The organism is Mycobacterium innocens, assembly GCF_900566055.1.
Lineage (GTDB): Bacteria > Actinomycetota > Actinomycetes > Mycobacteriales > Mycobacteriaceae > Mycobacterium > Mycobacterium innocens.
Genome location: NZ_UPHQ01000099.1, coordinates 57,427 through 68,848, shown reverse-complemented (window position 1 = coordinate 68,848; position 11,422 = coordinate 57,427). Strand labels below are relative to the sequence as shown.

Sequence of the window (11,422 nt, the reverse complement as noted above, 5' to 3'; positions counted from 1 at the left end):
CACCAACCCAACCCCCACCCGCGGTACCGCCCTGCCCGGGACCCACCGGCGAACGCGCCCATTGGTGGTGGTACGAACCCTTCCAACCCCAACCACCACCACCAAACAACTAGCGTCGGCTACCCCGGGCCGGTCACCACCGACACCGTATCGAAACCCAAACACGTTGGCGCATCAAGAAACTCGCTCACACGAGCCGGCCATCAACGCCCGCGGTCACAGCACGCACCAATTTGGGTCAAGTCGGCTCTGAGCGACAGTTTCGGTCGCGCTGTGCTGCGAACGCGGTTGTCGCGCAGAGCGGGCACGGCGAACGTCGCCTCCAACAGAGGGTTGCGATGTGGCTGAGCAGCAACATGGACCGGGGTGACCCAACCAGCTCGCGCCCGACGGTAACCCCGGACCGTGGCCGGCGCAATGAAGTCAAGGCATTCGAGTGTGTTGCGCGACGACGTATTCCAACTCATCGGCGGCCGACGATTCGATTGGCACTCCTGCGTGGGATTTGTCGAGTCAGGTCGAGGGCACGTGACGGTGATCGCGCCGGGGGACGTCAGCGCCGCTTACGCAGCCACCGCAACGCTGATTCTGCGGCGTAGTACCCACACAGTCCATGGATGCCGGCACCCGGCGGCGCGGACTGCGAGCAGAGGTAGACACCAGGGACCCCGATCACATAGGGATCGACGGCGATCCGCGGCCGGAAGATGACCTGGAGCCGGTCATTGGCGCCGCCGATGATGTCACCACCGATGAAATTTCGGTTGTAAGCCTGTAATTCGGCGGTGGACTTGCTGACGCTGGCGATGACGCGGTCGCGGAAACCGGGAGCGAACCGCTCGATCTGGTCGACGACGGCCGCGGTGGCGTCACCGGTATAGCCGAACGGCACGTGGGCGTACGCCCAGATCGGATTGACGTCACCCGCTGAGCGGGACCGGTCGGCCAGGTACTGCTGCCCCACCAGAACAAAGGGCCGTTGCACCATCTTGCCTTGTGCGCGTTGCCGTTCCGTGTCCGCGATCTCGGCGAAGGCGCCGCCCAGGTGCACGGTCCCGGCGAGCCCACAGTCCGGATTCGTCCACGGAATGTCGCCCTCGATGGCGAAGTCGACCTTGAACGCCGACGATCCGGCACGGTAACGCCGATAGGACGACTTGATCCGGGCCGGCATCACATCGCCGTAGAGCTCCAGGACGCCCGCCGGGCTGAGATTGAGCATGACGATGTCTGCGTCCGGGATGTCGCGGCGGCTGTTGATGGCCACGCCGGTGGTGATGCGACCGCCGAGGGCCTCCAGAGCCGCGGCCAATGCCCGCGTGATCGACCCCGATCCGCCCTGGGCGACGGGCCAGCCGTACCGGTGGCCACTGGCCAGGGTCATCAGACCGAGCGACGCGGTCAGCGGCCGGTCCAGACGCGTATAGACGTGCGCGGCCGCCCCGCCGAACAGCGCGCGTGCCTGCTCGGTACGAAACCAGCGCGCCATCACGGTCGCCGGCAGCGCCGCACGCGGACCAAAGGCGGCAAGACGAAGCGGGTGACGCGGCACGTTGACCACCGGCCGGAGCAAATCGCTTGCCAGGTCATCGAATCCGGCCGCCAGATCCCCTACCGCGCGTCGCCAGCGGCCGCCGTCCGGTCCCATCCGCGCAGCGGTCTTCTCGATCGACTGGAACAGCACGCCGGCGCTGCCGTCGTCGAGCGGATGCGCGCAGTCGACCTCCGGCCACTTCCAGGTCAGCCCGTAACGCTGCAGGTCGATCTCCTGCCAGAACGGCGAACCGACGCCCAGCGGGTGAAACGCCGAGCAGTGGTCGTGGACGAGTCCGGGCACGGTCAGCTCACCCGAGCGCGCTCCCCCGCCGATGGTGTCACCGGCCTCGAGCACCTGCACGTCGAGACCGTGGCGGGCGAGTTGGATCGCAGCGGCCAGGCCATTGGGTCCGGCGCCGACGACGATCGCGTTGGTCATCGCATCGGGCGTTGAGTCGTCACCTGGACGAGCTTAAAGGTTGGCCAAGACCGGGCCGGGCAACGCCAGCTATCGGCGGCCCTTTGTCGATGCCGACTTCTTCACCGGCTTCTGGGTCGGTCCGCGGCGCGGGGAGGGCGGCTGCGGCGGCTGCGCCCACTGCGCGCCGGTGGCCTCGAACAGCCGGGTGATCTCGGCCACGTGCATGTCGGCCAGGTCCCAGACGTCGGGAACGAGCTCGCGGTCGACGATGAAGCCGAAGTCGAGCCGGTCCAGATAACTCACCACGGTGATGTTCAGCCCCTGCCCATCGGTGACGATCGAGACGGGGAACTGGTGACATAGCTTCGCGCCAGCGAAATACAACGGCTGGCGGGGCCCGGGCACGTTGGAGATCACCACGTTGAACGGCTGCGACACCCGGTCGGCCAGCCGCAGCCGCGACGCCAGCCGCACCGCCGCGGTGGACAGCACCGGCGGTGAGTATCGGCTCAGGTCGACCAGTTCGGCGGCCGGGACCAGCTCGTGCGTGCGCTTGGCGTCCTGCATGGCCTTGCGGCAGCGGGCGACCCGTTCCACCGGATCGGCACAGTCGGTGGGCAACTCGGCGACGATCGCCGACACCCGGTTGGTCCACGGGTCCGCCTCGTCGCCGGTGCGGATCGACACCGGCACCATCGCCCGCAGCGGGCGGTCCGGCAGCGCGTCATGGGCCAGCAGATACTCCCGCAGCCCGCCGGCGCAGATCGCCATGACGATGTCGTTGACGGTGCTGCCGGTGGCATCCTTGAGCCGCTTGACGTTGTCCAGCGAGGTGGTGCGCATCGCGAAGCGGCGGTGGCCGGTGATCGTCTTGTTCCACGGCGTCGGCGGTGCCGTGACGGCGGGCAACGAGATGTTCGGCCGGTTGCCTCTATTTCTGAGGCCCAGTTGGGCGACCCACTTGACCGCATCCCCGGCCCGGCCTGCCGCGCTGCTCACGCTGTGGATTCCCGCGGCGTCGGCGAGCTGACCGACGATCCGGGTCTGCACCCGCAGCGCCCGAAACGGATTGCGGGCGAGTTGGGCTGCCGTGCGGCGCAGCAATTCGGCGGTCGACGGCAGCGCCTCGGGTTCCCATGACGGGCCCTCCCCCGGCGGCGGCGCGTCCGGCTGGGTGTCGGTGACGATCTGCAGCATCAGCTGCCCCGAGGCCCCGTCGATGGTGGCGTGATGGTATTTGGTGAGCAGCGCCCAACGTCCGTCGGCCAGGCCGTCGATGACGTACACCTCCCACAGCGGCCGGGTGCGGTCCATCGGCCGCCCCACGATCCGGCAAACCTGCTCGGCCAGCTGATCCACGAGACCCGGTCGGGCCAGCCGCAATTCGCGGATGTGGTAGTCGAGGTCGAAGTTCGGGTCGAACACCCAGTACGGATGGTCGAGCCCGAACGGCACTTCGACCAGGCGCCGCCGCAACGGTTCGAGCTTGCCGACCAGCGAGCCGAACTTGGCGTACACCGCCGCATACGGGTCGTAGTCGGGGTTGGGCCGTTCGAAGATCATCAGGCCGGTGACGTGACCGAACGTCGTCGGGGTCTCCAGGTAGAGGAACGCGGCGTCCAAGCCGGAGAGTTGCTTCATGGGTGGCTCCTTGGCTACTCGGGTGCCGCAACCGAAAACTGTTCGCGCAGAACGCGTTTGAGCGACTTGCCAGTGGGGGTGCGCGGGATGGCATCGACGAAAACCGCCCGCTTGGGCAGTTTGTAGCGCGCTAGCTTGCCCTCGCAGTGCGCCAGCACCGCCGCCTCGTCGAGTTCCGGGTCGGCGCGCACCACCACCGCCAGCGGCGACTCGCCCCATTTGGCCGACGCGATGCCCACCACGGCGACGTCGGCGATGCCGGGGTGGGACAACAGCGCGTCTTCGATCTCGGCCGGGTAGACGTTCTCTCCGCCGGAGATGATCATGTCCTTGATCCGGTCCTGGATGTAGACGAAGCCGTCGGCGTCGCGGACCGCGATGTCGCCGGTGTACAGCCAACCGTCGATGATCGTCTCGGCGGTCGCGTCGGGACGGTTCCAGTAGCCGGCCATGATATGGCGCCCGCGAATCAAAATCCCCCCCGCCACACCGGCTCCCACGTCGGAGCCCTGCTCGTCGATGATGCGAATGTCGGTGTGGAAGAACGCCTTACCGGTCGACCCGATGTGCGACATTGCGTCGTCGGGGCCGATCACGCAGCCCGGTCCGCACGATTCGGTGAGCCCGTAAACCTGATGTACCTCGAAGCCGAGGTCGGCGTAAGACTTGATCAACGAGGGCGGCACCGGCGACGCCCCGCTCATGATCCAGCGCAGCGCCAACGACTCCCGCAGCTCGGGCTGATATGTCGGCAGCATGAAGTTCAGCATTGCCGGGACAGCCAGGGTAGTGGTGATCTGCTCGTCGCGGAACACCTCCCAGATCCGCGTCGGGTCGAACTGACGCAACATGACGATCGTCGCACCGCGGTAGACACAACCGACCAGCGGGGCAAGCGCGGCCACGTGAAACAGCGGCAGCGAGATCAGGTAGCGGTCCCGGAACCGCATGTCGACACTGGCCAGCATCGTCAGCAGGCACCACTGCACACTGTCGTGGGTGTGCACCGCCCCCTTCGGCAGCCCGGTGGTGCCCGAGGTGTACATGATGAACAGCGGGTCGTCGTCGTCGCCGACGATTGAAATCGGTTGCGGCGGCGCCTGATCCACCAGCTCGTCGAAGTCGGCGGCCCAGGCCGGGCGATCGGCGCCGACGCGCAGCCAGTGGGTTACCGGTGTGCCGTCGTGGTTTCCGCCGCGGTCGTGCAGCTCGGCGACGACGGCGTCGTATTCGGCGTCGCACACCAACACCGTCGCCCCCGAGTCGCGCAGCATGAACGCCAGCTCGTTGGCGACCAGCCGCCAGTTCAACGGCACGACCACCAGCCCGGCCCGCGCCGCACCGTAAAACACCTCGACGAACTGGTGGCCGGTGGGCAACAGCACGGCGACCCGGTCGCCCTTGCCCAGCCCCAGCCCGGTCAGCACCCGGGCGGCCCGGTCGGCGCGTTCGTCGAGTTCGGCAAAGGTGAACCGCCGTCCGGCGGTCTCATCGACGAGCGCCTCCAGGGAGGGATTCAACTCGGCCCGTTTGCGCAGCTGCGATCCGACGTTCATGACTGCCTTTCTCTGAGTCGGTGCGGTCAGGAGGTGAGCAGGCCGCCCTCGACGGGCAGCGTGATACCGGTGATGAAGCTGGCGGCGTCGCTGGCCAGGAAGACCAGCGCGGCGGCCAGTTCTTCGGCCAGGCCGACGCGGCCCATCAGGGTGCGCGGGATGACCGTGGTCTCGACGTAACCGGCGGGGAATTGGTCGGTCATCTCGGATTCGAAGAAACCGGGCGCCAACGCGTTGACCCGGATGCCCTTTCGCCCGGTCCACTGCTGGGCCAGGTCGCGGGTCAGACCGATCAGTCCGGCCTTGGACGATGCGTAGGCGGCCTGCGGCAAACCGGCGGTGGTCAGGCCGAGCACGCTGCTGATGTTGACGATCGAGCTGCCGGGCCTCATGACCTGCGCACACGCCTGGGCCATCCAGTAGCAACCGTTGAGGTTGAGCTCGACGACGGAACGGAACTGATCCGGGGTTTCGCGGGTGGCAGGCACCGCGGTCCCGACGCCGGCGTTGTTGACCAGGATGTCGACCCGGCCGAACGTGCCGATCGCGGCGTCGACCAGGGCCCGGCACTGCTCGGGATCGGTGACGTCGGTGCGCACCGCGACGGCCTTGCGCCCCGCCGCCTCGACGAGCGCACGGGTGCCGGCCAGCCGGTCCTCGCGCCGTGCGCCCAGCACCACATCGGCACCGGCCTCGGCGAGGGCCTGGGCGAACGTGACGCCGAGGCCACTGGATGCCCCGGTAATGATCGCGACCCGGTCGTCGAGTCGGAAGCGGTCGAGGATGCGCATCACAGGACCCCGGTAAACAGGGTGAAAATCATGGTTGCACCTTATCTAGATATGTTGCATATCTACAACTAAACACGATTTTTCTCACTGTGGCCAGCCTGAGTCAGCACTGGCTAGTGCTAATAGCTGTCGTACTGACGGTGTTTGAGGCTAACTGGTGGCGACTGACCGGCGACCACGATGCAACATCTGGTAATCTGTCGCAGAAGCGAGACGTTGGTTGACTGACGTGGTTCACCGAGGCCAGGAGGTGCGACATCGGCGAAACACAGCTGGCTCGACTGCTGGCGGCGACTGACCGCCGCCCCGATGCCATGACGGCCTTCCGCATCGCCCGCCGGTGGTTCATCGCCGGTCGGCGGATCGAGATGCAGGAACTGGCCGCCGAACTCGGCGTGAACCGGGCCACCTTGTTCCGCTGGGTCGGCAGCCGCGATGAACTGCTGGCCGAGATTCTCTGGTCGCTGGCCGAACGCACGCTGGCACTGGCCGTCAACAACGCGCCCGGGTCCGGCGGCGGGCGGATCTCGGCCATCATCGGCAGCTTTGTGGCTTTGCTGGACGAGGCGGAGTACTTCCGCGAGTTTCTGCGGCGAGAACCAGAACGGGCGCTGCGCATCCTGACCACACATGCCAGTACGGTCCAGGCGCGGCTGGTTGCGGCCGTCGAAACCCTGCTCCGCGAGGAGATTACACGTGCCCAGCTGCAGCCGCCGTTACCGCCGCACGACCTGGCGTACCTCATCGTGCGGATCGTCGAGTCCTTCCTCTACTCCGACATCATCACCGGCGAACAACACGACGCCGCCAAGGCGGCGCTGGCGGTGACCGCGCTCCTCGGAAGGGATGCGCCGCCTGCCGGTGCCCCCGCCTGACCGCGACCGCTATGGCGTACCCGGCACAGCGCGCTGAGTCGTGACGTGGACGGGGAATTCGTCGCCGGGTTCCGGCCACGGTTGACGCGACAGCATGTCCTTGACCTCGACGTAGCCGGCCTCGAGCACACCGGCTTTCGCGTCGACGATGCGGTACCACTGCTTTTGGACGTGGATCGGTTGGCCCTCGAGGATGACGACGCGGATGTCACCCTCCTCGAAATTGCACCGCCGCTGCACCGCGGCCAGCAGTTGCTCGTTGTGCAGGTGGCCCTCGCCGAAATTCCAGCCGACCAGCGGCCCGGCAATCAGCTCGCCCTCACGCACGCTGTAGTCGGTTTCATCGACCTCGCCCCCCACGGCGCGGGAAACCAAGCCGTTGAGCGCTCTGCCGTGGGTATGCATCGCCCGGAACGCCGCGGTCTTGTCCATCATGATTTCCGCGCTGTCGGCGCCGTAGAGCCTGGTCAGCTGATTGACCACCAGCGCAGAGCTTTTGACGACGTTGGCCTCGAGCTTGTCCTCGGCCCCGGGACGGAAGCACCACACGCTGGTGGCCCAGTTGCCGGCGTAGTAACGCATCGCCGGCAGGAACGAAATCTTTTCGGGGAAAAGGTTTCCCGCAACGGCCACGGCCACCGCGGCGAGCACGATGGCCAGCAGCAGCGGTGACTGCAGGTCGGTTGCCTGGATCGCGCCGTAGTGCCCGAACAGATAGAACAGCGAAAAGATGAAGAACACGTTCCACTCCAACGGCACCCCCATCGGAAGGTTGGACAGGATGTTGAGGTGGAAGATCACCATGAACCCGATGAGGAACCATCGCCAGGGATGGCCGTCGGCGACGAAGACCAGAACCCCGGGGACCAGGAATTCCGCGGTGGTCCCCCCGACATGGGCCATCAGCTTGGGCAGCCAGGACGGGCGCAGGTCATTGACCGGGTCCAGGTAGAGCAGGTGCTTGAGCCAGTTGAACAACCTGCTGCGCAGTAGCGCGTTGTTGCTCGTCATCACCGAGACGACGTACGGGAAGTGGTGGTTGAGCTTGGACGTCGCCGCGCCCCACCACAGCGCGAGCATGATGAGCTTGAACGCTGCGATCTGATCGGTGAACGGGAAGAAGAACACGAAGAGCTTCAGCCAATAGTGTTCACCGCGGGCCGCGAGGAAGATCGTCTTGTCGCGCAGACCCAGCAGCGCCAGGGCCACGATCGTCGGGATGACCAGCACCGGGTCGATCAGGCCGACGTCGCCGGCCCCGGTGACCGGTCCGCCGTGTCCCGGGGACACCAGTGCCCACACCCCACCTGCCAGCACGACGGCGTAGAGGATCACGTCGACGACGGTACGGCTATCACCGCGGGTGAACGGGACTTTGTCCGGCCAGGCGGGCAGTCGAATGGTCTTGGGCCGCAACCAATATAAGAATCCGCCGACCGGCGGCAGGAAGCGGCCGGTCAGCGGTCCGGAGCCGCAGCCAAAGCCCATCACCTCGAACAGCAGCGTGAAGATGACGACCTTCTGGTACACGATCGGTTGGGTCCACCAGTCAGCGATGTGGCCCAGCCCGCCCAGCCCGGGCGTGAGCGAGATGATCGCCGCGGGCGCAGCGATGTAAACGCCGATCTTGAACAGATACAGCAGATACGCGGCGTAGGGGGTTCCGAAGCCGTGCTCGACCCAATGCCGGGTGACGATTTGCAGCCTCGTTGCCCGGGGCAGGGTCTGCCAGGTGGCGGGGTCGACGTCCGGAAGCTCCGGTGACATGAAACCCATGGCGGCCTTCCTGATTGGTCCGGTGTGAAATCAATTGACGGGCAAGGTGAATCGGCGTCGTACAACTCGGTGGTCGGTCCTGCGCATCGTTGGCCCCCTCGGTGCCTCTGACATAGATGTTCGCACCACCGCCGGTCATCTGGCGAGACCGTCGCGCCGGTCTTTCCCGGATCGTCGCCTTCACACCCGGATATTCGGAGTCGTCGGCGTTACGGATCAGACGTCGGCCGGGGACACCGGCTGAACCACACCCGCCGCGACCTGTGCCGGGGTCAGCTCCTGATAGGTGCCGTGCGCGTAATAGATACCCAACAGCGCGTTGAGCTCGGCGGGAATGTTGAGCGGGTACTGGGGGAAGTCGGCAAAGCCGTCGTATTGGCGCGTGTAGACCGTCGTCGGGTAGGGGTTGCTCGGCGTCGCGCCGCTGAACGTCAGACCCATCGGCTGCACGAACAGCCCCGGAAAACGGGCGAGTAAGCCACCGTTGGGATTGTTGGGATCACCGAGCAGCACGAAGGACAGCTGGTCGGGGCCGGGCCGTAAGTCGGCCGGCAGGCTTGCCAGGTAACGCATTTCGGCGGTGGCCACCGAAGCGCTCTGGGAGAAGCCGAGGACCACCACGTCGTGTCCCGCGGCGTGCTGGGCCATGATCGCGGCGTGCAGATCGGCGGCACCGGCGGCCACCGATTGGTCGAAGGTCAGGCTCGGGATTCCGGTGAACGGCTGGAACTGCTCGGGCGTGGTCACACCGAATACTGGTGAGCCCGGGTAGAAGGGGCGGATGTAGAGGTTGTAGACCTGCTGCAAGTAGCGAAACGATGGTCCCGGGTCTCCGGTGGGTCCCATGATCAGAACAGTCGGCCCACCCCCGCCCGGCGACCCGATAGTCCCGTTGGGCGACGGCTGCACCAGCGTGCGATTGGCGGCCTCGGCGCCGGCGTACGCCTCCGCCCCCGCCCCGAGCGCCCGCACAACGTGGTCGTGATACGCCGCGATCTGGGCGCTGGCGGCCTGATAGTCCCGCGCGTACGCGCCGAACAGTGCGGCGATCCCCTGCGACCCCTCTTGACGTCCGCGGCGAGCAGCTGGGTGGTGGTGGCCGCTGCCGCGTCGTTGGCCGCGCTGATCGTCGGACCGATGCGGGCCACATCCGAGGCCGCCGACGCCATCAGGTCCGGCTCGGCCACCACAAACGACATTCCCGCTACTACCACCCTCCCGTGCCCGTTTGGTCGGCATCGGCGCCGCCCCGCGGTGGCTGGATGGTAGCTAACGAGTCACGCGGACTATGCCGAAACCGGCCGAAACCGGCGAGCGCACGCCGGGTCCGCCCCCCTCTGGCGGACCCGGCCCCGTAACTTCGGGCCACCGCTCGGCCGGGCGCGGCCGCCTCCGCCGGCTCGGGCTCAGCCATGCGCGACCCCTCAACACGCACGGAACGGATACCCACTGCCGCCTCGGACAACTCGTCGCGGTCCCAAGAACCACGACCCGCGCTTTCGGCTTCTTTCACGTGGTCTTGCGAATTGACGTGCGCATACGCTAGAGGCCCAAGGCGGATGGACACCATATGCGCGCGCACTGAAGCTCAAGATCACTTTGGTGCGCGCAGCATGAAAGGACTTCGCGTCGTAGCCACCCCGCCGGACCCGTTGCCCGGCTGGGTCGCCCGAATTTCTCGCCCTCCTACCTCAAACACGCTGCAGCATAAGGTGTTTGCATAGGTTCTAATGAGCGTGCCGCGAAAATGCGCGGCGCTGCAGCCGGAGGCTGGACGGATCGGGATGAGCTCTCCTGCCCCAGGCTTGGCCCGACCGCGGTGCCCCCAAGGGCCGAACTGGATCGGGACTGAAACCTCCGACGAGCGGATTCAAATTGCCCGGGTGGGGTACTGCCAGAGGATGCCGGCCTACACACCCCCCCGACCGTTGGTCGATGCGTTTGAACGAGCCCGGGTGCTGGACACCCCAGCCCAGTCGATCGCCAAGAGAATCCGCCAGGTACTGGCCCGGCCGAAATTGAAACAAGCGATCAGCGGAACGTGGCTCGGTCATCCGGTCCATCCGCCGTTGACCGACGTGGTCATCGGCTCATTCCTGTCGGCGTCGCTGCTGGATGTGATCGCGCCCCACTCCGGTGCGACAGCCGCACGGCGGCTGATTCAGCGTGGGCATTACCGCGACGTTACCCACCGCGCTCACCGGCATCAGCGACTGGGCCGACACCGAACTTTCCGACGAAGGGGTACGCCGCGTCGGTCTGGTCCATGCCGAACTGAACAGCGTTGCACTGCTGCTCTACGCCGCCTCATTGAGAGCCCGTCGGCGCGATCGGAGACTATCCGGCACGCTGCTCGCGTTGGCCGGGGCCACCGTGCTGGGGTTCAGCGGATACCTGGGCGGCCACATGTCATATGTGCGCGGGGTCGGCGTCAATCAAACCGCGTTCGACCCCGGTCCGCCGCAGTGGACGGCGGTGCTTGACAGCACCGAGCTTGGTGACGGACAACTGCACGGCACGGATGCCGAGGACGCGCCGGTACTGCTGGTGCGCCACAACGGCGGGCTCTATGCCATTCACAACCGCTGTAGCCATCGCGGGTGTCTGCTGAGCGAGGGCGAGCTGGAGGGCGCGGTGATCACCTGCCCATGCCACGGGTCACAATTCGACGTTCGCGACGGAACACTGGTGCGCGGCCCTGCCACCACCGGCCAGCCCCTGTTGGACGTGCGGGAAACCAACGGGCACATCGAGGTTCGCACCGCCACCCGGGGCTGAGCCGTTGCGGCCCGAGCCACCGGCTATCGGTGGTGACACCGTCCCCCG

9 protein-coding genes and 1 pseudogene are annotated in these 11,422 nt (G+C 66.8%); 3 read left to right on the top strand and 7 right to left on the bottom strand.

The annotated features are described in order from the left end of the window. A partial coding sequence (locus EET03_RS31380; RefSeq protein WP_244232310.1) for a hypothetical protein occupies positions 1 to 113 on the top strand: 113 nt, incomplete at its 5' end. Between the two features lie 440 nt (positions 114 to 553). Here the strand turns inward: EET03_RS31380 and EET03_RS11100 are convergent. From EET03_RS11100 to EET03_RS11085, 4 genes are all read right to left on the bottom strand, one after another. Then, positions 554 to 1,975, bottom strand: coding sequence for a phytoene desaturase family protein (locus tag EET03_RS11100; protein ID WP_075541787.1), 1,422 nt, complete (start codon positions 1,973 to 1,975; stop codon positions 554 to 556). 69 nt (positions 1,976 to 2,044) lie between these two features. Beyond that, positions 2,045 to 3,598, bottom strand: a complete 1,554-nt coding sequence (locus tag EET03_RS11095) for a WS/DGAT/MGAT family O-acyltransferase (RefSeq protein ID WP_075541788.1) — start codon at positions 3,596 to 3,598, stop codon at positions 2,045 to 2,047. A 14-nt stretch (positions 3,599 to 3,612) separates the two neighbouring features. After that, complete coding sequence (locus EET03_RS11090) at positions 3,613 to 5,154, bottom strand: acyl-CoA synthetase (protein ID WP_122508759.1); 1,542 nt, start codon at positions 5,152 to 5,154, stop codon at positions 3,613 to 3,615. Positions 5,155 to 5,180: 26 nt separating this feature from the next. Further along, positions 5,181 to 5,945 carry an SDR family NAD(P)-dependent oxidoreductase gene (locus EET03_RS11085; protein WP_075541790.1) on the bottom strand — a complete coding sequence of 255 codons (765 nt, stop codon included), beginning with the start codon at positions 5,943 to 5,945 and terminating at the stop codon, positions 5,181 to 5,183. Positions 5,946 to 6,259: 314 nt separating this feature from the next. Between EET03_RS11085 and EET03_RS11080 the strand changes: the two genes are divergently transcribed. Further along, positions 6,260 to 6,820, top strand: a complete 561-nt coding sequence (locus EET03_RS11080; protein ID WP_075541791.1) for a QsdR family transcriptional regulator — start codon at positions 6,260 to 6,262, stop codon at positions 6,818 to 6,820. Positions 6,821 to 6,829: 9 nt separating this feature from the next. Here EET03_RS11080 and EET03_RS11075 read toward each other — a convergent pair whose 3' ends face one another. From EET03_RS11075 to EET03_RS32385, 3 genes and pseudogenes are all read right to left on the bottom strand, one after another. After that, entirely contained in the window at positions 6,830 to 8,596 is a 1,767-nt protein-coding gene (locus EET03_RS11075) for a DUF3556 domain-containing protein (RefSeq protein WP_075541792.1), read from the bottom strand. A 216-nt stretch (positions 8,597 to 8,812) separates the two neighbouring features. Continuing rightward, entirely contained in the window at positions 8,813 to 9,442 is a 630-nt protein-coding gene (locus EET03_RS32390) for a PE-PPE domain-containing protein (RefSeq protein ID WP_279637676.1), read from the bottom strand. A 132-nt stretch (positions 9,443 to 9,574) separates the two neighbouring features. Next, positions 9,575 to 9,765 (bottom strand): annotated as a pseudogene (locus tag EET03_RS32385) (PE family protein); the annotation flags it as partial. Positions 9,766 to 10,762: 997 nt separating this feature from the next. Between EET03_RS32385 and EET03_RS11065 the strand changes: the two are divergent. Further along, positions 10,763 to 11,374 carry a Rieske (2Fe-2S) protein gene (locus EET03_RS11065; protein WP_082274519.1) on the top strand — a complete coding sequence of 204 codons (612 nt, stop codon included), beginning with the start codon at positions 10,763 to 10,765 and terminating at the stop codon, positions 11,372 to 11,374. Positions 11,375 to 11,422: the final 48 nt, after the last annotated feature.

Excerpts from the sequence above, each read along its gene's own strand:
- EET03_RS11100 (WP_075541787.1), bottom strand. The coding sequence starts at position 1,975 with ATGACCAACGCGATCGTCGTCGGCGCCGGACCCAATGGCCTGGCCGCT.
- EET03_RS11095 (WP_075541788.1), bottom strand. The coding sequence starts at position 3,598 with ATGAAGCAACTCTCCGGCTTGGACGCCGCGTTCCTCTACCTGGAGACC.
- EET03_RS11090 (WP_122508759.1), bottom strand. The coding sequence starts at position 5,154 with ATGAACGTCGGATCGCAGCTGCGCAAACGGGCCGAGTTGAATCCCTCC.
- EET03_RS11085 (WP_075541790.1), bottom strand. The coding sequence starts at position 5,945 with ATGCGCATCCTCGACCGCTTCCGACTCGACGACCGGGTCGCGATCATT.
- EET03_RS11080 (WP_075541791.1), top strand. The coding sequence starts at position 6,260 with ATGACGGCCTTCCGCATCGCCCGCCGGTGGTTCATCGCCGGTCGGCGG.
- EET03_RS11075 (WP_075541792.1), bottom strand. The coding sequence starts at position 8,596 with ATGGGTTTCATGTCACCGGAGCTTCCGGACGTCGACCCCGCCACCTGG.
- EET03_RS32390 (WP_279637676.1), bottom strand. The coding sequence starts at position 9,442 with ATGGGACCCACCGGAGACCCGGGACCATCGTTTCGCTACTTGCAGCAG.